Origin of the sequence: Methanomassiliicoccus sp. (assembly GCA_012719175.1) — an archaeon.
Taxonomy (GTDB): Archaea; Thermoplasmatota; Thermoplasmata; order Methanomassiliicoccales; family Methanomassiliicoccaceae; genus UBA6.
On sequence record JAAYAX010000011.1, the window covers coordinates 29,951 to 53,603 of the forward strand.

Annotated in this window: 21 protein-coding genes; 5 read left to right on the forward strand and 16 right to left on the reverse strand. The window is 57.7% G+C overall.

From position 1 onward, the window contains the following. Positions 1-6 precede the first annotated feature (6 nt). On the forward strand, positions 7-1,644 hold the full coding sequence (locus GXX95_07945; GenBank protein NLT38073.1) for a UbiA family prenyltransferase: 1,638 nt from the start codon (positions 7-9) through the stop codon (positions 1,642-1,644). On the opposite strand, the gene GXX95_07950 is transcribed toward GXX95_07945, so the two are convergent. After that, the gene (locus tag GXX95_07950) at positions 1,641-2,813 is read right to left on the reverse strand and encodes an NAD(P)/FAD-dependent oxidoreductase (GenBank protein NLT38074.1); all 1,173 of its coding nucleotides are present in this window, start codon (positions 2,811-2,813) and stop codon (positions 1,641-1,643) included. The genes GXX95_07945 and GXX95_07950 overlap by 4 nt on opposite strands. 16 nt (positions 2,814-2,829) lie before the next feature. Then, positions 2,830-7,041 (reverse strand): type IV pilin, encoded by a 4,212-nt coding sequence (locus GXX95_07955; GenBank protein NLT38075.1) that lies wholly within the window; start codon positions 7,039-7,041, stop codon positions 2,830-2,832. Positions 7,042-7,189: 148 nt separating this feature from the next. Here GXX95_07955 and cyaB point away from each other — a divergent pair, with 148 nt between their 5' ends. Beyond that, on the forward strand, positions 7,190-7,717 hold the full coding sequence (gene cyaB / locus GXX95_07960; GenBank protein NLT38076.1) for a class IV adenylate cyclase: 528 nt from the start codon (positions 7,190-7,192) through the stop codon (positions 7,715-7,717). Here the strand turns inward: cyaB and GXX95_07965 are convergent, their stop codons facing one another. Further along, positions 7,718-7,969, reverse strand: coding sequence for a hypothetical protein (locus GXX95_07965; protein NLT38077.1), 252 nt, complete (start codon positions 7,967-7,969; stop codon positions 7,718-7,720). Positions 7,970-8,183: 214 nt separating this feature from the next. Between GXX95_07965 and GXX95_07970 the strand changes: the two genes are divergently transcribed. Further along, a complete protein-coding gene (locus GXX95_07970; GenBank protein NLT38078.1) occupies positions 8,184-9,449 on the forward strand; it encodes a CPBP family intramembrane metalloprotease in 1,266 nt (421 codons plus the stop codon). Here the strand turns inward: GXX95_07970 and GXX95_07975 are convergent. Both GXX95_07975 and GXX95_07980 read right to left on the reverse strand, forming a co-directional pair. After that, entirely contained in the window at positions 9,446-10,207 is a 762-nt protein-coding gene (locus GXX95_07975; GenBank protein NLT38079.1) for a sugar phosphate isomerase/epimerase, read from the reverse strand. The two genes, GXX95_07970 and GXX95_07975, sit on opposite strands and share 4 nt — an antisense overlap. Continuing rightward, positions 10,204-10,584 (reverse strand): hypothetical protein, encoded by a 381-nt coding sequence (locus tag GXX95_07980; GenBank protein NLT38080.1) that lies wholly within the window; start codon positions 10,582-10,584, stop codon positions 10,204-10,206. Before GXX95_07980 ends, GXX95_07975 begins: the two co-directional genes overlap by 4 nt. A 70-nt stretch (positions 10,585-10,654) precedes the next feature. Here GXX95_07980 and GXX95_07985 point away from each other — a divergent pair, with 70 nt between their 5' ends. Next, positions 10,655-12,097, forward strand: a complete 1,443-nt coding sequence (locus tag GXX95_07985) for a DNA-directed DNA polymerase II small subunit (protein ID NLT38081.1) — start codon at positions 10,655-10,657, stop codon at positions 12,095-12,097. A 250-nt stretch (positions 12,098-12,347) separates the two neighbouring features. Here GXX95_07985 and GXX95_07990 read toward each other — a convergent pair whose 3' ends face one another. From GXX95_07990 to GXX95_08035, 10 genes are all read right to left on the reverse strand, one after another. Then, positions 12,348-12,998: a V-type ATP synthase subunit D gene (locus GXX95_07990; protein ID NLT38082.1), complete on the reverse strand. Its 651-nt coding sequence runs from the start codon at positions 12,996-12,998 to the stop codon at positions 12,348-12,350. Between the two features lie 4 nt (positions 12,999-13,002). Continuing rightward, positions 13,003-14,394, reverse strand: a complete 1,392-nt coding sequence (locus GXX95_07995) for an ATP synthase subunit B (GenBank protein NLT38083.1) — start codon at positions 14,392-14,394, stop codon at positions 13,003-13,005. Further along, positions 14,391-16,124, reverse strand: coding sequence for a V-type ATP synthase subunit A (locus tag GXX95_08000; GenBank protein NLT38084.1), 1,734 nt, complete (start codon positions 16,122-16,124; stop codon positions 14,391-14,393). Before GXX95_08000 ends, GXX95_07995 begins: the two co-directional genes overlap by 4 nt. A gap of 1 nt (position 16,125) precedes the next feature. Then, positions 16,126-16,431, reverse strand: coding sequence for a V-type ATP synthase subunit F (locus GXX95_08005; GenBank protein ID NLT38085.1), 306 nt, complete (start codon positions 16,429-16,431; stop codon positions 16,126-16,128). Then, a complete protein-coding gene (gene ahaC, locus GXX95_08010; protein NLT38086.1) occupies positions 16,431-17,492 on the reverse strand; it encodes an ATP synthase A1 subunit C in 1,062 nt (353 codons plus the stop codon). Before ahaC ends, GXX95_08005 begins: the two co-directional genes overlap by 1 nt. Before the next feature lie 18 nt (positions 17,493-17,510). Continuing rightward, the gene (locus tag GXX95_08015) at positions 17,511-18,068 is read right to left on the reverse strand and encodes a hypothetical protein (protein ID NLT38087.1); all 558 of its coding nucleotides are present in this window, start codon (positions 18,066-18,068) and stop codon (positions 17,511-17,513) included. Positions 18,069-18,097: 29 nt separating this feature from the next. Continuing rightward, positions 18,098-18,328 (reverse strand): ATPase, encoded by a 231-nt coding sequence (locus GXX95_08020; GenBank protein ID NLT38088.1) that lies wholly within the window; start codon positions 18,326-18,328, stop codon positions 18,098-18,100. 3 nt (positions 18,329-18,331) lie between these two features. Then, on the reverse strand, positions 18,332-20,404 hold the full coding sequence (locus tag GXX95_08025; GenBank protein NLT38089.1) for a V-type ATP synthase subunit I: 2,073 nt from the start codon (positions 20,402-20,404) through the stop codon (positions 18,332-18,334). Next, entirely contained in the window at positions 20,379-20,723 is a 345-nt protein-coding gene (locus tag GXX95_08030; GenBank protein NLT38090.1) for a hypothetical protein, read from the reverse strand. The genes GXX95_08025 and GXX95_08030 overlap by 26 nt, the downstream gene beginning before the upstream one ends. A 167-nt stretch (positions 20,724-20,890) precedes the next feature. Beyond that, on the reverse strand, positions 20,891-21,355 hold the full coding sequence (locus tag GXX95_08035) for a cytidine deaminase (protein ID NLT38091.1): 465 nt from the start codon (positions 21,353-21,355) through the stop codon (positions 20,891-20,893). 123 nt (positions 21,356-21,478) lie between these two features. Here GXX95_08035 and GXX95_08040 point away from each other — a divergent pair, with 123 nt between their 5' ends. After that, complete coding sequence (locus GXX95_08040) at positions 21,479-22,408, forward strand: S26 family signal peptidase (GenBank protein ID NLT38092.1); 930 nt, start codon at positions 21,479-21,481, stop codon at positions 22,406-22,408. Here GXX95_08040 and GXX95_08045 read toward each other — a convergent pair whose 3' ends face one another. Continuing rightward, a complete protein-coding gene (locus GXX95_08045; protein ID NLT38093.1) occupies positions 22,409-23,644 on the reverse strand; it encodes an ORC1-type DNA replication protein in 1,236 nt (411 codons plus the stop codon). Positions 23,645-23,653: the final 9 nt, after the last annotated feature.

The following is a 23,653-nucleotide window of genomic DNA, read 5'->3' on the forward strand; positions in this document are numbered from 1 at the left end:
GAAGCCGTGGACCGCCTGGTCCTTTTCTTGGAGCGGGACCGGCTGTCCATCATCGGGGTGTTCTTGTACATCCTCCTGGTGGCCCTTGTCAGGGACATATCCGAGTACTACCTGCTGGACCATATCTTCGTCATCGAGCCGCACCCCTGGATATACAGTATAGCGCACCACGTGGCCTTCTACTTCCTGACCTTCTTCGGCCTGGTGCTGCTGCTAGCGGCGTTCACCCGCAGGGGCGTTCGGCGAGCCGTTAACTTCGTGGCCTGTTTCTTCTGGGTGATAATACTCCCACCCTACCTGGATCACTTCATCTTCGGTTCCAGCGAGAACTATGCGTACTTCTCTCCTGCGGACTTCATCAACTACATCATGCACTTCAGCGGCTCCACGTTCCATCCTGGTCAGGCCATCGAGATCATTGCGGTGGTGGCCGTCGTTCTTGGGTACGGTCTATGGGTGAAGAGGTCCAGGTTCGGCTCCGTGGAGGGGAGGGTCCTGATGACCGTGGAGATGGCCCTCCTCGTGATCTTCACCCTCGTATCCCTGTTCATCATGGCGACCCCCGGGGCGTACATGCCGGTGGGGGCGATCAACGGGGTACCGGTGTTCCCCAGCTACGATGTCACCAGGTACCATCAGCTCCACCTGTTCATCTTTTCCTACTACCTCATCCTCCTACTGGGGATCATGGGGTCCCTCCTGTACCTGAACAATCCCAAGATATTCCGGCAGATCGGCCTGAGCCTGCGGCCGGCGCAGACCCTCATGTTCATGGGCATAGTGGCCGCGGGGATCGCCAGCGGTTGGTCCTCCTACGCCGGGAGCGTGTACGTGACGAACATCCTGGAAAGGCCATACTGGGTGAACGTGGGGTTCGTCATTCTCTCGTTGGTAAGCGCCATGCTGGCGTGGCTGGTGAGCACCATGTGGAACGACCTCAGCGACCAGGCGGGGGACCTCCCGGGCAAGTCCGGAAGGGCCTTGGCCTCCGGATTGGTGGGGAGGGGGGAGCTCGCGCAAATGTCGGTAGTGCTCTTGGCCATGTCCCTGATGGTGGCCGCTCTGCTGTCGTGGTGGCACGTAGCCATCCTGATGGTCATATACTCACTGTCCTACGTGTACTCCTTCCCTCCCGTGAGGTTCAAGGAGCGCATCCTCAGCCCGCTGCTCCTGGGGATGGGCACATTCCTCGCCTTCCTGTACGGTCACTTGACCCCTTTGAGCGCCGTGCGACTGTACCAGGGCGATCCGGAACTGGTATACCCAGACAGCTGGGTCCCGGTGATGCCCTCTCTCACCATGCAGGCGGTCCTCCTGGGCATGTACATGTTCATCGGTCTGGTGGTGGGCTCCATGGTCACGGACATAGATGGTTATGAGGAGGACAAGAGGGGGCGGGTCCAGACCGTGTACACGCAGCTGGGCCTGGAGCGCGGAAAAAAGGTGGTCTCGGCACTGATCCTCCTAACATCCCTGACGCCTCTCGCCCTGTTCCAACAGCTGACCGACGTGATCGTCTTCCCCCTCCTGGGAGCGGTGGCCTCGTACACCTTCCTGAGAACCGGTCGATCGAGGTACGTCCTCCTGGTGGCCCTGGTCGGCATGGCCTACGCGGGATGGCGTTTCCTGTCCGTGTGGGCCTAGGTAAGCGAGGAGAAGAACAGGTAGGGAAAGCGGCGCGCCACTAGGCGAAGCAGCGATTCCCATCCTTCCTCACCCCGGGAGATCCTGAGGCTGGTGGATACCAGCTCGGGATCACCATGCATCTTTTTCACCAGGGTGGGGGTGTCCACGACCCCGATGAGCCACTGGGCCGCGGGCGAGATGAATCGTGACGCCCGCAGGATGGGCAAGATCTCTGCCTGCACGTCCCTCTGGTATCTTTTCAAGGTGGAAGTTCCGCTTACCATTCCCTCCACCGCCGACGAGGCCAGGGAAGCGCTCTTCAGGGCGTTGGTCATGCCCTCCCCGGACATGGGGCTCGTCAGCCCCGCGGCGTCCCCCACCAGGAGGCATCTGCGGGTGTGCAGCGGGTTTCTCATCCTCATTGGTATGGGGTGGGCGGAGACGTGGGCTTCGGACGTGGCGCCGTAGCGCTCCTCCACGACCTTTCGCATGTGCTCCATCCCCCTGCGGTAGATGACGGCGGAAAGGTCCTTGCCCACCACGCCAATGTTCGCACCACCGCGAGTGGCGAACATCCAACCGTTGAGGGGGAATTTGAAGGTGAAGGGGAAGCGGGCAAGGGGAGTGTCCAGAAAGTGGAACTCCATGTGACCGCCGGGATCCCGCTCCAGCTGGCAGGTCATGGAGATCCCGATGCCCTGGTCGCTGCCGGGATAGAGGCCGAACAAAGATGATGCGGTGCGGCTGGTGGCGCCCTCAGCGATGATGAGGGCTTTGGTACTGACCATTCGGCCGTCGATGGTCAGTTCCACGCTCTCCGCATCCTCACGTAACTTGGAGATGCGGGAAGGCGTCCATAACTCCGCCCCCGCCTTCACCGCCCTGTCCACGAGATAGGCGTCGAACGCGGACCGCCGGACGGTCACCGCTGCCCGTTTTGGCAGCGAAAACTCCTCCCGGAACGAGGTATGGACCACGCTGACGGTGCTGATCTCCCTCTCAATGACCGTTTCAGGGAGGGGATCATCGAGGAGAGAGGCCGCGCGCTCGAGCAGTCCTCCGGCGCAGCACTTGTCCCGGGGGAGGGGATCCCGCTCCACCAGAAGGGTGCGCAGTCCCGCCCTGGCGCATAGGGCTGCCGAGCGGGCTCCCGCCGGCCCCGCTCCGGTGACCACCACGTCCAGCAAGGTTCCTCCGGATACCCTACCTTCTCCTCGATCTCCACCTGTTCAGCACCTGGCTGGAGGCCACGATGGCCACCGTGCCGAACACCGGTAGGAAGATCGCGAGGTCAATGTTCCCTGTGGTCACGTTGATGACCGATTCGCCCTTGGAGGCCACAGAGCTTATGGGGTTCTCGGTGAACCTCCAGGCACCGGCGGACATCTGGTTGTTCACGTACTCCCACATTGTGGGTCCGGCCCCCGGCTGCCTGCCGATCTTGGCACCCACCACGAGGATTATGTCAAGGTCCTGGTCCCCGTCAAGGTCGCCCAGCTCCACGCCGTGTATCTCGTAGTTGCCGGAGCTGGGGCACATGATGGCCAGCTTGGAGGTGGTCAGTGCTTGCGCGGAGAAAGATCCGTAGGACGACTGCATGATGATGTACAGCTTGGAGTTGGAGGTCATGTCCCCGCCGGTCGCCACCACGATGTCGTTGGGCTCATTGGCGGTGTAGACCCCCTGCTGCCTCTTCATGTCCCCCACGGTCAACGCCGAGATGTAGTAAGTGGGCGAGGTCCAGACCTTGGAGGCCGCCACGGTCCACTGAACGGTCGGGGAGTTGTGGGCGATCGTGACCTTGTCCAGGTACAGGGTGCTCTTCACCACGTCCGTGACCGCCCGGTCAAGGTCGGTGACGCGTATGTAGTAGTAGCTGTTGGGAGTGTAGGACAGGTTCGCGCTCAGAGTGGTGTCTGTAAGGGAGGTCATCTGCCCGATGGGGAAGTAGGTCTCGTTGTCCGGCGAGTAGGATATCTGGAACCCTTCCGCACCGCTGACATGCCCCACGATGCTGAGCGTCTGGTAGGCAGCTGGCTGATTGGGTATCCTGTAGATCCAGCCAACGGCCTGCGTGGCCACGAAGTCCACATCTACCCAGACGTAGTCGAAGTGTACCGTCTGGAGGCTGCTGGCGGGGTTCACGAAGCGTATCTGCAGCTTCGTGGTGATGTTGCTGTATGTGTCCGCGCCCGCACTGGTAATGTCGAAGGTGGCTGTCCTGGCCGTGAGGTCGCTGCTCAGCGGTTTGATGGTGGTGTTGGACCATGTCACCCCGCCGTCCAGGGAGTACTCTATGAAGTTCGAGGTGTTGAATCCGCTGTCCACGTGGAACTGCACATTGATTCTGGAACCCGCGATGGCTGTAGTTAGGTTGGACACGTCCAGGTAGTAGCTGTACAGCTGCATGGTCGTGCCCTTGGGGACATCATAGAACACCTCATCATCGTACTTGCTGTTGCTTAGTGAAGAGCCCGTGGTGTCGAACAGTATGTTCTTGAGGCCCGTCGAGGAGTAGGTGGGGTAAAGGACGTCCACCTCCGTCAACGCCTGGTAGACCGTGTTCGTGGACGCTAAGTTGGAGATCGGACCTACCACTGTAGCTGTGAAGTTAACATCCAGGGCTCCCATCTGATTGGGGGAGTCAATAGGCACCGATGCGCTGGCCAGCTGAGTGTAGATGATGTACACGGAGTTGTCGGTGGACAGGGTGCTGGTCCTCACCACATCTGGAATGCCGTCGCCGTTCATGTCCTCGGCCTCGACCTTGGGAAGTATCTGAGTATGGGACCACGGTGCATTTCCGGTCACGCTGGGCAGTGTCCTGAGGGAATTGGAGGTGCTGAAGGCGCCGGAGTAGGAGCTCTGGGACACCCACTGGTTGAGCCACACCTTGGTGGTGCCATCCTCATAAACGGCCACGACATCATTGTATCCGTCCATGTTGAAGTCTGCGACGTCCAGGTCGGCAGCGGCAGGATTGGTGTCCTTGTTCGCAGCGTCCCCGGCGATCCAAGCGTCGGTGCTGTAGAGCACGGTCTTGGTCCAGCTGGAGCTGCCGTCGTTCCAGAAGACGTACACGCCGCGGTTGAAGTACATGCCCCAGCTGTTCTCGTAATCGGCGGAGCCTGTGCTGGTGGCAGTGGTGTATACGACCACATGGATGAAGCTGGCCACCACGTCGGCGCGGCCATCGTTGTTGAAGTCGGCCACGGTGAGGGCGGCGCACATCTCATTGTTCGTAGAGTATCCATCATAGAACCTGTCCGTGGACACGGCGGTGGACCACACTGTGGCGTCCTCATTGGCGTTACCCTTGTTGGAATTGTATGCGGTCTGCGTGCCCGAGTATGCGTCGAAGGGGTACGATATGGGTCTGGCGCTGGACCATTCGGTGCCGTCGTTCTTCTCGTTCTCGTACCAGAACAGGTTGGCCAGGCTGGTGTCCTGAGCACCGACCACAAGGTCGTTCCTGCCGTCTCCGGTCAGGTCCGCCAGCGTCAGGCCCAGGGGCCCGCTGCTGGGATCGGGATCTATGACCCTCTCGTTCCACTGGTCTCCGCCCTCGAACCACGAGATGGCGTTGTCCGACCATGTGGCCCCCGAGGAGCTCCAGGTGAAGGAGCCGGACCCTATGGCGGCGGCCACATCAGAGGTGGTGAGCGGAGCCGTGACCTCGAACTGGCAGCTGAGCTGGCTGTACGATTCTCCGGTGGTAGTTCCGCTGTTGCCGGAGTCGGTGAACGTGGTTATCTTCAGGGTGTAGAAGTTTGTATTGGGCAGCCACCAGCCCTGGTTGGCGTCCTTGAGGACGATCTTAATGGTGTAATAACCGAGATTACTGGTCCCATTGCCTATGCCCGCGACAGATGCCCCATTGGTCTTATACATGGAGTACAGGGGTGCGCTGTACGATAATGGCGATCCAGCGGTGGGCACCGCGGTAGGAGATTTCATTATCACGTAGCTACCAGTGTAATCATCGATCTCGATGCCGCTGATGTAGACGGTATCCGTGTACCGGTCGGTGTCCTTCACCTTGATTATCAGGTATAGCTCGTCGGTGTGGTTGAACCTGGTAGCCTTGACAAGGGAGCTGCCCTCGGCCACATAGGTCTCCAGAGAGGGGTAGGTCATCCCACCAACGGCGATGTAGTCAGCGAGGTTGACGGAAAGTCCCTGATTGTCCTTCACGATTATCTGGAGCGTGTATCTGTAAGCGTCCGAGGGTGCGCTGAAGTTATACACGAACTGCCTGAACGTGGAGAACGTGCTCCCAATGCTGAAGGCATTGATCGATGACTGCGGAGTTATCGGAGTAAGGCCCATCAGAGGATGGTAGATGAAGACGGTGTTCTGTCCGGCCACGTTCGCCAGGGTATCGCTCCACAGCTCGATGGTCACGCCCTCGCCAGGATTGAAGTTCCTGGTGATGGTCCCGTCGGAGGTCCTCTTGATGTAGTAGAATGTTATCCCCGTCTCTCCGCCGGCCTCGCCCCCGCTAGCGTCTGGGGGGTAGGTACCGTTGGTCAGGTAACCAAGGTAATTAGAATACGGGCCGTATCCTCCAGAGGGGTTGGAGTACACCCTCACCGTGAACCCCTCCTGGGCCTTCTGGCCGGAGTTGTCGGTGGCGGACACGAGGACGGTAGAGCCATCCCAGGCCATCTTCGCAGTGTAGTAACCGGAGACGAACTGGTTGAGGCCGCTGTCATAGGTAAGCTGGATCGATGAGGAAAGCCCTACGGAGGAACCGTTGAGGAAAACGCTGTTCTCATCAAGGTTACCGTAGGGGTCGCTGATCTGAGCGTAGAAGCGTACGGAGTTGCCATCATAGACCGGCGTGGGGGTCATGCCCCTGTTGCCGATGATGGGCTTGGTCATGGCCGCCTGGGCTCCTCCCTGCAGGGGCGCGGTGTAGACCACGGTGTTGGCCGCGGTGTCCACGATCATCACGCTGATGCTGGTGGTGGAGGTGAGAACGGTGTTGTTGAGATAGGACCAGGTCACACCGGTGTCCCAGGACGTGGCGCTGGCAATTCCATCCCCTATTTCCAAGGACATCGGGGTGTTGTCAATGAAGAGGTATATTGCGGTCTTGTAGTCCTCGAGGACCTCACCGCCCTGGTGGGTGATGTTCACATAGTAATGATCGGTGTTGATATCGAGGGTGGAGGTGAAATCGGAGTAAACCTTCTCCGCCGGTCCGGGCATTGATGAGACGTACATGAGGATGCTGCTGAACAAGGTCACAGTGATGGCCAAGATCAACAGGTTGCCGATGATGTCGGATACGCCCTTGCGGGTCCATCCCTTGCGCTTATGAATTATCCTAGAACCTACAGAACTATCGCTCTTAGAACCGGGCCGAACCGCCGCTCGGCCGATGAACTCGAAATCGTTAAGACCTCTCATAACTTCACCACCGGCCCCGAACCGGGTGCGGAGTGTCAAACACTTATCGAGTCTATAAATATGTATACTTCATAAAATTGAATTTACAGAATGATAATTATAACGAAATAGAAATGCAACTTCCTTAATATCTGGGTAGGCATAAGGGATGCCTATGCTGGAGATAGAGGTTAAGTGCCCGGTGGAGAATATCGGGCCTGTCGAGGAGCGTCTCATTTCTCAGGGGGGTAGTTTCGAGGGAGAGGTGTCGCAGGAGGACCGCTACCTCGGTCATCCCTGCCGGGATTTTGCCTCCACCGACGAGGGGCTGCGGCTGCGCAGAGAGGGAGATGGGGTGGTCCTCTATTACAAGGGACCCAAGATCGACAAGCTCACCAAGACCAGGGAGGAGCTTAGCACCCCCGTGCCCGATCCCCGGTCCATGGACCTCATACTTCAGCGCCTGGGATTCACCCCTGTGGCCACGGTGGAGAAGGTCAGGCGATCGTACCGCCTGGGCCAGGTGGGTGTGTCCCTGGACACGGTCTCCGGGCTGGGGGGGTTCGTGGAGCTGGAGGTCCAGGACCTGCCCTTGGACGTGGGGAGGTCCATGCTCCAAGAGGCCATGAAGGCTCTGGGGCTGGAGAGGACGGAAAGGCGGTCCTACCTGGAGCTGCTTTTAGAAAAACGTGCCTGATCAGATGTCCATGAGCTTCTCGGACAGGAACTTCCTGATCTCCTCATCATCCGGTATGCTGATGGAAGACTTGTACCGATCGGAGCCGTCCTTCATGGTGAAGCCGCGGCTCAGGGATATGAACTCCGTGCTACCGCTTTCGCTGACGGCCCTCTTCCGCGCGACCTCGATGAAATTGTTCTTGCCGAAAGATATCCGGTGGGAATCGACCACTTCGAACTGGACATTGCGCTCACTTGATCCGTCGCTCATTTTCGCACCTTTATATGGGACTAAAGGGCCCTAGCTGCGAAATAAATGTTTTCCCTGCACCCAGGCTTTTCTGGTCTGGCGGTCCGTAATCTACTTCCTGAATTACCGCGACAGATAGAAATAGAAAGGCGTTCATTGAACGGGCATGGGACCAGATGGGATGGGGCCAGCGGGTCCGGCCAAGCCTTCGTCGTGTGTTCGTTGCGGAGGTCAGTTGGAAGCTGGTGCTAACTTTTGTCACAAATGCGGACAGGCGGTAACACCCTACTCCTTTACGCCCGTGCACCCGCAGTACCCGCCGTATCAGCCCGTCAAGGACACCACCATCCGCGACCTGGGCATGGGCATAGGCACCTACGCCACCATCGCCCTGCTGGTCCTGATGGCTGTGAACGTGCTCATAGCCATATGGGGCATCGGGCAGGTCTATCCCCACATGGACAGGCACATCTACCTCTTCATAATCACGCCCTACATCGTCAACTTCGCCGAGCTCGGCGGTTGGCCGTTCTTCATCTACTATGTCCTGCTGGTAGCGGCCATAGGCGCCTCGCTGGTATGGGCCGTGGTCAAGAGCGCGAAGCCGCTGGTGAGCGAGCTCAAGATCGATTACCCGGCGCAGGGGCACAGCCCGGTGTACGTGATCGGCACAGTGCTCATGGCCATCGTCTCCTTCAACGTCGTGTACTACCTGATCGTAGGGGTGGTAGGCATAGATCCCACCACTCCCTCCTTCTCCACAAGGGAACTGTGGCAGACCCTCTTCGGATTCGCCCACGCCTCGGTATGGGAGGAGGTGGCGTCACGCATACTACTCATAGGCGTCCCTCTGCTGCTCATCGACCTAGTGCGCAGGACCAAGAACCCGGACCTCAAGATGAGGAAGGTAAGCAACTACCTCCTCGGAGGGGGCTTCGCCATCGGGAAGAAGGAGGCGTTCCTCATGGTGTTCTCCAGCCTGATGTTCGGGGCGGCCCATATCTTCTCGTGGGACCTGTACAAGATCTTACCGGCGGCCGTGGCGGGATTGGCCTTCGCATACCTGTTCCTCAAGCTGGGAGTGTACGCCTCCATCCTCATGCACTTCGGCATCGACTTTATGAGCGTCCCCCTGAGCGTGTTCCCGGACAACTACGAGATCACCATGCTCCTCGGCCTGGCCATACTGGTGTGGGTAGGGGTGGGCCTGCTGTACATGCTGCTTTACGCCTCCAAGGGTTTGGGTTGGATCTTAGGAAGAAGGATATGGCCGGACATACCTTGGGAAAGGCCGCTGCCGACCGCACCAATGCCTCAGCACTACCCTCCATACTACCCCCAGGGAGTGGGGTATGGTCAACCCCCCGCCCCTATTCCCCCTCCTCAGCAGGTCCCTCGGGACCCCACCGCCATCGGATATGTTTGCAAGAGCTGCGGCAACAGGGAGGCCACTTACGTCGATGGGGAGCTGACCTGCCTAAAATGCGGTAACAGGGGTTAGTGGCCGTTCAGGAGAGCTTTCAGGCGGTCCCTGCCGATGACCGCGTCGGGCAGGTTGCGGGACTCGATGACATAACGACCTCTGTATCCCTTCAAGCCCTTGATCACCTGAGGGAAGTCAACGGTGCCATCCCCGATGGGGAGGTGCTCGTCGAACTCTCCTCTGTTGTCGTGGACATGCAGGTTGATTATCCTCTTCTTGAGCTTGAGGAACTCCTTCACCAGCCCCATGGTGTGCGCGTGCCCGATGTCCAGGCATATGCCCAGGCCTGTGCCCTCGATCAATTCGGTGAGCTCCTGAGGCGTGGTACCTGTGGACGCGTACATCCGCGGCATGTTCTCCAACGCGATCTTGACGCCTAGGTTCCCGGATATGCGGTCAAGTCTCTCCAGGGAATCCCTGGCAGCCTCCCTCACCTTGTCCCTGCTCACGAAGCCGAGGGGAGTGAGGAAGGCAGGGTGGACGGTGTAGGTGTCGATCCCCAGTCGATGGCAGGCCCCCAGGCCGGTCATCAGCTCCTTAAGCGAGGCTTCCCTCATCCGGGGGTTCAGGGAGCCGATGTTGATGTCGCTCATGGGAGCATGGACAGAGAACCGTAGGCCGGTCGACGGAGCCAGTTCCAGGAACTGCTTCTCGATCCTGCGTAGCTCGTGACCTCCCTCGGCCACGATCTCCCAGGCCTGGAACTCCTCGGAGATGGACTCCAGCGCTTGAGGGAACGGGATGGCGGTGAACGACGGAGAGGAGGCTGCGATCACTCTGCTCCCTCCACCGTGCTCTCGGCGAGATGGTCGATGACGGCCTTGATGTCCTCATCCTCCACCATTACCTCGATGTTCCCCAGAGGGGAGGAGCCCTCTTGGAAGGAGAGCTTTCCCACGTAGGCCACCTGCTTATTGAGGCGGAAGGTGGTCCGTCCGTCCATCATCCCGCGCAGCATGACCGAGCGGGCGGTATCCCGGATGTGCTCGTCCAATATCATCTGCCTGAGGTGCTCTCCGCTATCACCGCTCGACATTAACCCCTCATCCGCCTCCTCGACCTGGCCCTCAGGGAATATGTTGAGGAGAGCTTTGTGTACCTTCTCCCGGTCTTCGGTAGGATAGCATGGTGTTCGCGCAATGATGTGGACCATGCTCGATTAATGGACCATGTCGTAAAAAAGAATTGGTACTAAATAGCCCTGTCATCATTGTGGTCCTATCATGAGGGACCGCATCCTAGACACATTGGCCAATGAGGGTATCCTTCTGGAACCGGAAGCGGCCGAGATGGTGCTCTCCAGGTCCGATCCCCTCAACTTCGTCCGCACAGCGCTGTCCTCCATGGAGCAGCAGCCACTGGTACTAACGGTGAACGACCTGCGGCCGTATTCCGATGTGCAGGTGACCAGGATGGTGCCGGAAGCATTGGAGGAGATCAGGCAGAGCGCACCCGCCCCCCCGGCTCGCAGCGACGGGGACGTTCGCATTCTCAGGGACATCACTGGCAACTCGACCTGCGAGGGCAACATAATCGATTTCGCCCGCTACTTCAACGACCGCTTCAAGAAGATAAAGAAGATGCTGGCCCAGCGCAGGGAGCTGGTGGGATGCCTGCCAGTGTCCAAGGCCACCAAGTTCGACCGGGAGGTCAAGATGGTGGCGATGGTGAACGAGGTCCGTGTCACCAAGAACGGCCACAGGCTCATAGAGGTCGAGGACGAGGAGGGACGCTGCCCCGTGCTGATACTGAAGGACAGTCCCATGGCGCAGGAGTGCATCGTGCCCGATGAGGTCATAGGCATCGTGGGGAAGACCAGCACGAAAGGCGATCTGGTGGTCATGAACGAGCTTATCCGACCGGACCTGCCCCTTAGGAAGGGGATGCGCCCTACCGACTCCTGGTCCTCCGTGGCCTTCCTATCGGATGTGCATATCGGTTCCAACACCTTCCTCCACAAGCCGTGGGAGCGAATGATCGATTGGCTCCGCACCGAGGGACGGGATGAGGTCCAGTACCTCATCGTTCCGGGCGATGTCGTCGACGGGATAGGTATCTTTCCAGGGCAGGAGGACGAGCTGGAGATCGATGACATCTTCGCCCAGTATGAGTCTCTGGCCGACCACCTCAAGCAGGTGCCTGACGGGATCCGCATAATAGTGCAGCCGGGGAACCATGACGCTGTTCGTCCGGCCGAGCCCCAGCCTACCTTCCCCAAGGACCTGACCAAGTTGTTCGATTCGGCCATCACCTTCGTGGGGAACCCCTGCTATCTGGAGATCGAGGGGCGAAAGATCCTCTCATATCACGGCAGGAGCCTGGATGACTGGATCGGCAATGTTCAGGGCCTGAACTACAACAACCCTCTTCAGGGCATGGTGGAGATGCTGAAGCGCCGCCACATGGCGCCCATTTACGGCGGGAAGACGCCCCTGGCCCCGGAGAAGGAGGATTTCCTGGTCATAGATGAGGTGCCCGACATCTTCGTCAGCGGACACGTTCATGGGGCCGGCATCAGCGAGTACCGAGGGGTGAAGCTCATCTGCGCCTCCACCTGGCAATCGCAGACCGCCTTTCAAAGGATGCACAATTTCAATCCCATCCCGGCCCAGATGCCGATAACCCACCTGGGGACGGGAGATACACGTATGGTCGATTTTACCTGAGCGGATGAGCGATCGGACGCCTACTGCTTCCCCCGGATAGTTAAATCCGCAGGCCTTTCACCATGCCATCATTGTAGAGAGCGGTATCGTTCGATCCAATGAACAATCCGCTGCCTTCACCGGCGATCAGCCGGTGAGGAACAGGAACACGACGATCAGCAAATATCCTAGAACTAGCATAAATAAAGAAATGAGCCAGAAGAGCTTGAAGGTCCGTCCCCGGACCTTGGGGTCCTTCCAGTCAAAATGTTCACGAAGCGGTTTCAACTTCCCTGGCCCCTGCCTTGTCCTTGATACGCTTCAGCCGGAAAGTGTTCTCGCGTTCCATCTCCTCAAGACGCAGCTCGATGAAGGACTCGGCAGCTTCGAGCTCGGGAATGACCTTGTACTCCAGCGCGTTGACACGCCGCTTGGTCTTCTCGATCTCGTCCAGTAGCTTCTTCATCGTCGTCTCGATCTCGGCCGCCTGCACAAGGGTCTCCACCAGGCTCTCGAACGCCGCGGTGGCATCATCGATGTGAGTGGAGGTGCCGATGACACCGTAGCCACGCTGATCGATGGTGCTCTTTATGGAGTTGGTCTCGATCTCCGGGACCACCAGGCCCATGATGTTCTTGGAGCGGAGGGTGATCTCGGGGTGCAGGCGGAGGGCGAAGGCCGCGGATTTGACGGCAATGGTACCGTCCACAGCGTTAGCCGTGGCGATCTTGCCCATAGCCAGCTCATAGTCCTTGGTGATCTTCATGCGGACCTCCTTGGCCTGCTCGAGGATCTTGAAGAACTCGATGATGAGGCCGTCCCTCTTCATCTTCAGGATCTTGTAGCCCGATTTGGTGAGCTTGATCCTCTTCTTGACCTCGAGCAGTTCGGACCGAGTTGGCTTTACCTCACGCGCTGCCATATCTTCACGCACTCTTTCTGTGGGCGGGGTGGTACTTCTCGATGTACTTCCGGTCGATCCTGGAGAGCTGGTTCTCGGGGATGGCGGCTAGAAGGTCCCATGCGATTTCAAGGGTGGTCTCGATCTCCCTGTCCTCATCGGAGCCCTGCCTGACGAACCTGTTCTCAAAGGCATCGGCGAAGTCCAGGAACTTACGGTCCCTCTCGGACAATGCGTCCTTACCGACGATGGCCACCAGACCACGCAGGTCCCTGCCTTCCGCGTAGGCGGCATAGCATTGGTCGGAGACGGCCTTGTGGTCCTCTCTGGTGAGGCCCGGACCGATACCGGCGTTCATCAGCCTGGACAGAGAGGCGCCCACGTTGATGGGTGGGGATATACCCGCTCTGTTCAGTTCCCTGGAGGCCACGATCTGACCCTCGGTGATGTAACCGGTGAGATCAGGGATGGGATGGGTGATATCATCACCGGGCATGGTCAGGATGGGGATCTGAGTGATGGAACCGCTCTTTCCCTTGATGCGTCCAGCCCTCTCGTAGAGGGAGGCAAGGTCGGTGTACATGTACCCTGGATAGCCACGGCGACCGGGCACTTCCTCACGGGCCGCGCCGATCTGTCTCAGCGCTTCACAGTAGTTTGTAATATCAGTGAGAATGACCAGCACGTGCATGTTGAGCTCGAAGGCCAGGTATTCCGCGGTGGTCAGGGCCAGACGAGGTGTGATGATCCTCTCGATGGCGGGGTCGTCAGCGAGGTTCATGAAGACGACAGCACGCTTCAGCGCACCGGTCCTCTCGAAGTCGGCCATGAAGTACTGCGCCTCTTCAGCAGTGATGCCCATGGCAGCGAAAACCACGGCGAACTCCTCGTTGGAACCGCGCACCTTGGCCTGCCTGGCGATCTGCAGGGCGATGTCGTTGTGGGGCAGACCGGAACCAGAGAAGATCGGAAGCTTCTGTCCACGGACCAGGGTGTTCATGCCGTCGATGGTGGAGATACCGGTCTGGATGAACTCCTTGGGCTCGGCTCGAGCCCACGGGTTGATGGCCGCTCCGTTGATGTCCAGCCTGTCCTCGGGAGTAATAGCGGGACCTCCATCGATGGGGTCACCGGCTCCGTTGAGGATCCTGCCGAGCATGTCCTGGGACACGGGCATACGCATGGTCTCGCCAAGGAAGCGGACACCTGCCGCCTTCTCGATGCCCGAGGTGCCTTCGAACACTTGAATGACCACATACTTATCTGAGGTGTCCAGCACCTGCCCCCTCTTCTGGGTCCCGTCGGGCATGGTCACGGTGGCCAGCTCGTTGTATCCGACCGGTTCGGTCTTCTCGACGAAGACGAGCGGGCCCGCGATCTGTGAGATTGTACGGTATTCCTTAGATACGATGCTCATTTCTTCTCCCCCAGGGCCTCGAACTGATTTGGCATCTCTTTGGCGATCTCCTCTAGTTCTTGGTCGATGGTGTCCTCGAACTTGGACTTGGCCAGTCTGTTCCTGACAGGAAGTCCCACGATGGCATCCACGGCCACGTCGTTCTCCACGGCCTTGGTGGACAGTTCAGAGAACTTCTTGATCAGCTTCATGTAAGTGTACTGCCGGTTCATGGGGCAGTAGGTATCGACCTTGTGGTAGGCGTTCTGCTGCAGGAAGATCTCACGGATCATCCTGGCGATCTCCAAGGTCATCTTCTGCTCGTCTGGCAATGCATCAGAACCGACCAGTTGCACGATCTCCTGAAGTTCGGACTCCTTCTGCAGGACCTCCATGGCCCAGTTGCGCAGGGCGGGGAAGTCCTGGGCCACGTTGGCCCGATACCACGCATCCAGATTGGATGTGTATAGAGAGTAGGAGGTAAGCCAGTTGATGGCCGGGAAGTGCCTGCGCTCACGGAGCTTGGAGTCCAGCGCCCAGAAGACCCTGACGATACGCAGGGTGTTCTGTGTGACAGGCTCGGACAGGTCTCCACCAGGCGGAGAGACCGCTCCCACGACGGAGACCGATCCCATGGTGCCATTGGGGTTCTGCACACGGCCGGCACGCTCGTAGAACTCAGAGAGCCTCGCCGACAGGTACGCAGGGTAACCTTCCTCACCGGGCATCTCTTCCAGCCTTGAGGAGATCTCTCTCATGGCCTCGGCCCACCGAGAGGTGGAGTCGGCCATCAGGGAAACGTTGTATCCCATGTCCCTGTAGTACTCGGCAATGGTCATACCTGTGTAAACGGAACACTCACGGGCCGCGACAGGCATATTGGAGGTATTGGCGATAAGGACCGTCCTCTGCATGAGAGGCTCTCCCGTCTTGGGATCCTCGAGCTCGGGGAAGGTCGCCAGAACCTCGGTCATCTCATTGCCACGCTCACCGCAACCGATGTAGACGACGATCTCTGCATCGGACCACTTCGCAAGCTGCTGCTGTGTGACCGTCTTTCCGGTGCCGAACGCACCAGGGATCGCTCCCGTGCCGCCCTTGGGGATCGGGAACATGGTGTCGAGCACCCTTTGACCTGTAATAAGAGGGATATCCGGAAGGAGCTTCTTGCCGAACGGCCTTCCCCTTCGGACCGGCCAGTTCTGCAACATCCTAATGTCCTTGCCTCCCACCATGCCGATGGACTCATCGACCGTGAAGGAACCGTCGTTGAGCTGATCGATCTTGCCCGAAACTCCATGGGGGACCAGGATCTTGTGGACCATGTAGCCCTCCTTGACAGTACCGAGGACCGATCCAGGTGATACCATGTCACCCTTTTTGGCGGTAGGCTCGAAAGCCCACTTCTTCTTGTGATCGAGACCCGCCGCGCTGACACCCCTCTTGATGAAGTTGCCCATTGAGGACATCAACACAGGCAGCGGCCTCTGAATACCATCATAAACACTACCAAGCAGGCCTGGCCCGAGCTCGGCCACAAGGGGCTGCCCAGTGTCCACGACCTTCTCCCCGGGTTTCAGGCCAGACGTCTCCTCGTAAACCTGGATGACGGTCTTGTCACCGGCGATCTTGATGACCTCTCCCATGAGGCCTTCCTGACCTACCTGCATGACATCGTACATCCTTGGGGAGATACCGACTGCAGTAACGACCGGTCCGGCCACCCTGTGAATCTCTCCTTGCTTTGCCATTTCAATCCCTCTCGGTCTTGTATAAATCAACGCCAATTGCGCTCTTGACCTTCTCTCTAAGGTCGCCTTCCTCTCCTCCGACCGGAATAACGACCGGGGAGATGTTACCCATCATCCTCTTTCGAGTGTTGGGTCCGATCTTCGTAAGTTCGTTAGCGTTCACTGCTAGGATACCAATGGATGTGTCACTAATCAGTTCCAATACCTTGGCCTCCATCTCATCGGGCTGGGCGGTGTACACCCTCCTTACGCCTGCGAGACGGAAACCGAGAACGAACTCCTCACTGCCAACAACCGCGAACTCCATCACATCACCAGCAATTTCTTTATCGCATCCGGCTGCATGCCCGAGGCCTTACCACGAGCGATGATCCGGAGGTTATCCACCTCTATCCTCTTCCGGATTAGGAAGTCGATAACCGGAAGCACCGACAGGGGGTACATGTGGGAGAACTTCTCCGATTCACTGACCAGATAGTGCTGCAAGGCCAGCATGGCCTCGCTGAGATTTCCGGTCTGCTTGGCCGTTTCCACTCCATCTTTGATCTCGTTGTAGAAAGGCAACTTGGATAGCTCATCGATCAACTGGTCGAACGTCTCCAGCCCAGACAGCCTGTTCAACTCGGTAAGGTCCAGGTCCCGACCTCCTTTTATGAGGTAGGTCCTGATCTTTTCCGCCGGGATGTTGGCTTGCTTCAGTTTCAGGAGCGTCCTGATGTTCGTGATGTCTATCTCTCTCTTGATAAAGGTGAGGAAATCCCTCTTGGGCTTGGTGTCTGGCATGACCGCTGCCAGCAACCGCTCGTAGTAGAACTTGTCGAAATAGTCCTCGATGGGAGCGAGCGTTCCTCCCTTTTCGAAGTTCGCCATCATCTCTTCGGGAATATGCATATCTCCCTTTGATGTAAGGGCGTCCAAGACCTCCCTGGGTGTGTTCAGGGAGATCAGGGAGTTCAGGCTCTCCTCGTTGAGGTTACCAGCCGGAACTAGGTCCTCCTGGATCTCCTCAAGGGATGCCCCTGAGTATTTACCTCGGAGGATCGTCTTAATGTTCCAGAAGTCCCACCTTCGAAGGTAGGTGGAGACCATGTCCCGGAGGTCCCCAGTGCAGAAGCTGATGACCTCCCTGTAGGTACGGGCGAGGTTCTTGGACACGCCGAGCTCGATAAGGTCGACGCCCGAATACCGGGACGCCAGCTCTGTCATCTCGACCTTGTACCTGGTCTCGCCCATGAACCTGCCGATCTCGTTCAGGTCCATCATCAGCAACTTGGGATAGTTGTCCTTGGTCAGCAGGGAGCTCTTCTTCGCCTTGACCCGAGTGGTCGCGTACTCGTAGTTCCCCCTGCGCAGACTTTGTCCTTTCATTTATTCACCAAAGTACCCTTACTCGAAGAGTATGTTCGAAACGTTCTTCAGCTCTCGATCCCAGATACCTTCCAGAATCGACTTGAAGCGATAGTCCAGCCGGACCGCGCCGTCCTCGGACTCCAGGATCAAGCCGGGGTCCATGTCGATCTCGGTCAGGGACGCACAGCCCCTGAGGCCAGCAAGAAGGTCGGCCTCTCCCTTGGGGATGAGGACCTTGGGATGGTGGATGATCTTCTTACCATCGGCCAGCATCTTCTTGTATAGGGCAGACTTTTGCTTCGGGTCCAGAGCGGATAGCTCATTGAGGGTCTCCGCGAAGGTTTGGTTCAAGATCTCCTTTCGGGCGTTGAGTATGACCTTCTTCGATTCCAGCTCAGCGCTGGAAAGCTCCTGTCGCCTCATCCTGTTGAGGGTCTCCTGGAGCTCCTTGTCTTCTGCCTTCTGCAACTTGTCTATCCTCTGGTCGGATTCCTGGAGGATCTTCGATCGCTCCTTTTCCGCGTCCTGGATGCGCTTCGCGGCCTCTTGCCTGGCGCCTTCCAGGATATCATTGGCTACCTTGTCCAGTGCCATGAGTCAGCCCCTGTCCAGTTGCTTCCTGCTTAGAACTTGATCCAGAGCAGGATGGCCATGACCAGACCGAAGATGACGATGGTCTCGGGAATGACGGTGAAGATAAGGCTCTTACCGAACAGCTTCTCATCCTCAGCGATCGCACCGACCGCAGCGGCTCCGATAGGACCCTCGGCAATACCCGTTCCCAATCCCGCAAGTCCAACGGCCAGTCCAGCACCAATCGCAACCAGTCCACCACCAATGCTAACGTCTACCATGTCTTATTCCTCCATAGTATGCTTTCTCTCAATCTTCAGCGGGTTGAACTCCAAACCGCCGCCTTCGAAGAATTTTGTGAAGAGCTCGACGTACTGCAACCTGATGGATTGCAGACCGGCCGAGATTAGACCCAGGATGAAGATCATCAGATGGCCTACGACGAATATCAGCAGGGCCACCGCCAGGAATACTCCACCTTCGGGCGCTATAAGTCCGATCGCGATGTAGTTGAAGGCCAAGGCCATTCCGGACTTGGACATCCCAATCGCGGTTATTCGAGTGTAAGATATTACATTGCTCAATAGCTCGGGAAGCTCAATGATGGCCTTCCCACCCTCGGCTATCAAGGCCAGGGCAAGCCCTGGGATCAACAGCGCCAGTGAGCCTAGGAACAACGGGTCCATCACATTAAGCTCTCCGCCCAGGATGAGCACGTCGACCATGACCAGCAGCATCAAGGCGCCGCCGGCGAGGATCAGGATCCACGAGAACTTCTCGAAGATCGCGGCCTTGATGCCGTGCCTCAGTGACACGTTGTACAGTCCCAGGATCAGACCTACCATCAGGTGCAAGAACCCTATCCAGACGCTGATATAGAGCAGCATCTTGACGTCCTCGAGCTTGCTGAAGTAGCCTAGCTGGACGGGGAAGTCCCCGATGCTGAACAGAACGTGCGGGATATCTATGCCCAACAGACCAGCCCACGTGTAAGTGACGCTGCTAAGTTCTGACACACCGTGATGAATTGCAGTGAACTCTATCCCGAACATGTCCCCGAACAGGAAGAAGCCCAGGAACACTGAGACTATACCACCGTAGAACAGGATAGTGGATAGACCCCGCCAATCCTTGCTCTTAGCCCTCGTAAGGCCCAGCCATCCCAGGATAGTGAATATCAGCCCGTACCCCACATCTCCGATCATGAGGCCGAAGAAGACAGGGAAGAACAGTGTAAGGGCTATTGTCGGATCGATCTCGTTGTAACGAGGGTTGTTGATCAACTTGGTGTAGAATGAGAACTGATCTGCCACCTTGCGGTGCTTGAGCTTTACGGGGGTCTCCTCGCTCATGGGGACGGCAATGGCCTCAGCGGTCATTACGCCCGCCTCCACCGACCCCTCCGCCTTGGTATGATGCTTCTCCTTCCTCTCCTTCGTTTCCAGGAGCTCGATGTATATGTCGTCACCGAACTTGTCGGAAAAGGACTTGGTTATGCCACCATACTCGTTGGTAGGCACCCAGGCCTCAAGAACGAAAGAGTGGTCCGTAGCACCCATCCTCAGCGGGAGCTCTGCCTTCTCCACCTCTATGCTCAGATACTCATCCGAGGCCAAGATGGACGTGGCATGCTTCTCCTGGAGCTCCTTCAGCTTCGCGGAGACGTCCTCGGATTCCTTGCTGAGGCTGGAGATCTCCTGCTCCAACTTGCTGACGATCTCGGCCGGCATGCCAGTTCCCGCAGGTGCAGGAACGTCGGTGAAACCGGCTTTTATCAGGGCCTTCTCGACCTCTTCAGCCTTGGCCTTGGGAACGAACAGCGCTATGAAATTGTTGTCTCCGCTGTCCCTGAACATCTCGAAGTCGTCACCCAATACCTCACGTACGCCCGGCTCTGGGTCCGTCTTGACCTGCCCGGTGAACACCTCGAGGTTCTTGTAGCCTCGATACATCTCCAGGTCCAGGGGTATTCCCTTGAACGCCTCCAGCGACTTGAGGTATGTCTCAGCCTCGATGAGGCGGGTCTGCTTGGCGTTCTTGGACTCTACGACCATCGCGATCTCTGACTCGATATCGGAGAGGGTCTTGTCAAGGGTATCTTCCACCTGCTTGACGGACATTCTCTCATGGTGGCCGTGCTCGTCGAGCTCGAGGTCCTTGCCTAATGAACGCAGCTTCAATAGCTTGTGCGAAGCGTCAGAGGCAGTGGCCAGGGGCGCACCCAAAGTGAACCCCTCTTCTTCAGAAAAGTCGACGACATGGATGTTCTCAAGTGAATACAAGAGGTCGATAGTTCCCGGCAGCCGGTCCCTGGTCCCTATGACCAGTATCTTACTCATTTGTTCCGGTAGCAGCATCGAATGTCCTCTCAAAATGGTTCCTGATGTGCGTTTTTGCCTTGGGGATTCGATCCTTAGCCTTCGCCATCAGCTTGGCAGCCTCCTCTGTCCCCTTGCGCATCGAATCGCTCCTTTGAGCGGCAAGGCTTGCCTTTTCTTGTGAGACGGCGGCCTCGGTCTTCTTTCGGATAGCGGCCTCTGCAGTCTGGTACTTCTCGATCGCCTCCCTGCGGGCTGCGACCAGGATCGCCTTCTGCTTTTCGTCCGCTTCCTCTACAATTCGGCTTGCTTTGGCCTCGGTATCTCGTACCTGGAGAAGTGTATCAGCTTTGCCCACAGATCTCTCTCCGGAAGGTTTCATGAGTATAGACTCATAATATTTAAACTGTTGTTAGTTGCGACGTTATCATCCATGGGTTTCACTGGCCATCCAGTCTGATTTTTGAAATCAGAAATCATCAAGACTGGTAAATAAAAAATTCATTCCATATGCGGACCCTGTCCTCACTTCTCGTCCGCGGTCGGTCCGGTGTATCTTCGGACCTTTATCCCGCTCTCGTCGAGGACCGACCGGGAGAGCTCGTCGACGTAATCGTCCTTGTAGACGATCTCCTTGATCCCCGCATTGACCAATATCTTGGTGCACATGATACAGGGGAAGTTGGTGGTGTATATCGTCGAGTCCTTGATGCTAACCCCGAAGTAGGCGGCCTGTATGACCGCGTTCTGCTCCGCGTGCACGCCCCGGCATAGCTCATGGCGCGTCCCTGATTCGATGTTGTGCTCCAACCGCACGCAGCCCACCTCGGCACAATGTTTCAGGCCCTTGGGGGCGCCGTTGTAACCGGTGGTCAGGACCCTCTTCTCCTTGACCACGACAGCCCCCACGTTCCGCCGCAGGCAGGTGGAGCGGGTTGCCACCAGATCGGCCATGCGCATAAAGTAGGTGTCGTTATCAGGCCTGCCCATAGAGGGACGATTCCCTAGTTCCCATATGTATTTTCCCATCGCCGGTTGAGCGTTTCTGGCCTGGCATCAGGGGCGCGACACGACTGCCAAATCTATTATAGTTTCCCTTGCATTGATGAGGGTGTGCCCCCTCAGAGCAAGAGGTTGCTTGGACTGCTGTCGTCCCTTAAGGCGTTCATCATTGCCCCCCTGGTCTTCCTGTTGCTGCTGGGAGCGGTGTTCGCTTACAGTGGATTATGGCCCCCCATGGTCGTCATCGAGTCCAAGAGCATGCAGCATGCTGATGAGAGTTCCATAGGGACGATAGACACCGGGGACATCGTGGTCGTTAAGAAGGTCACATCGACCAACGAGGTCGTGACGTACCTTGATGCGGTGGCCGCCGGCCACTCGACCTATGGTGAGCTGGGGGACGTGATCGTCTATTATAAGTCCGGCATGTCCAAGCCCATAATCCATAGGGCCATGTGCAATCTGGTGTACAATACCACGGGAGGGGGCTTTGATGTACCTGCCTTGGCGAACGTTCCGTTGAACATGTGGTCGGTGACCGGTGATGAGAAGAGGTGGTGGAACATAGACGGGGTCCTGGACCTGTACGACATCGGGTACCAGAAAGTGACCCTCTCCATCGACCTGACCGCCATGCTCGACTACATGAAGTCCCCGAACTACAGCGGCACGCCCCATGGCGGGCTGATAACCATGGGGGACTACAACTGGTACGAGGGTGCCGACGGTACATACATGGGTAAGTACGATCAGAAGTGGATCAGCACCATCAAGGAGCCTGTCAAGGACGAGTGGCTTGTGGGAAAGGCGCGCGGCGAGCTGCCGTGGTTCGGCCTGCTCAAGTTGTACGCCACCGGAACAGCTCCATCCTATACCCCCCGGAACAGTGTAGTCAACCTCATAGGGTGTATCGCCGCCATCGTCCTCCTGCCCATCATAATGGATATAATACTCGACCTCATGAAGAGGAGGGGAGTTCAACCGTTTGGGAAGAACAAGGCGAAGGATGATGGCTCCGAGAAGAGAGACCCTCCGGAATGATCAGATCAGGGTGGTCTGGTTCTTGGGCCGGTAGTTCTTGATGGATTGAAGGATCTCGTCCTCCTCCAGTATCTTCAGCGTTTCCACTCGAGGTACCGAGGACTCTATCTCCTTGGTCCGGCCGCCCCTACCGAACGATTTCACGCGCGCGTGGATAATGCCCAGCATGTCCAGCTCGGAGATGAGGTCGGTGATCCTGCGCTGCGTGAGCACTGTCACGCCGACTATGTGGCTGAGCTCCCTGTAGGTCTCATAGACGTCACCCGTGGTGAGCCGGCCCTCACCCCTCTCCTCATTGAGAATGATGCTCATCAAGACCAGCTTGGACTGGGTGGGAAGGGTCCTGATGGCCTCGGTCACGCAATCGAGCTCTATCTTGTTCTTGGCCTTGTACACGTGGGCCTCGGTCACCTTATCGTCTCCGTTGCGCTCAGCTATCTCGGCGGCGACCCTGAGCAGGTCCAAGGCGCGACGGGCGTCGCCGTGCTCCTGGGCCGCCAAGGCCGAGCACAATGGCGCCACGCTTGGATCTATGACCCCCTGATAGAAGGCGATATTGGAGCGCTGGTTCAGGATATCCTTCAGCTGCTCGGCGTTGTACGGCGGGAAAACCATCTTTTCCTCCCCCAGCCGGCTCTTGACCCGGGGATCGAGGAACTCGGTGAACTTCAGATCGTTGGATATGCCGATGAGGGAGACCTTGGCGTTCTGCAGGTCATCGTTGATCCTGGAGAGATGGTAGAGGACATCGTCGCCTGACTTGTAGACCAGTTTATCGAGCTCGTCCAACACGAGGATCACCACCCGGTTGGTCTCATCGATCTTCTCCCTGAGGATGTTATAGACGCGCTCAGTGCTCCATCCAGTGAAGGGGATGCGGTCGTTGAAATCCTCTATGAACATGTTACCGACATTCTGAAGGACTCCGTACTGAGTGTCGACCACCTCACAGTTCATGTAGAGGTAGTTAACGCGATTGAACTCGCTGTCGGCCTTCCTGATCTCCTTTCCCAGGTACTTAACGGACGCGGTCTTTCCCGTGCCCGTCTTTCCGAAAATGAGAACGTTGGAAGGCCGTTCGCCCCTCAAGGCGGTCACAAGGATGGATGCCAGCTGATTGATCTGTTCTCTTCGGTGGGGAAGCTCGTCGGGAATATAAGAAGGTCTTAGGATCTCTCTGTTCCTTTGGAATATCTTTTTTGAGCTTAGGTATTGTTGGAATACGGTTTCGTCCATAATCGGCTC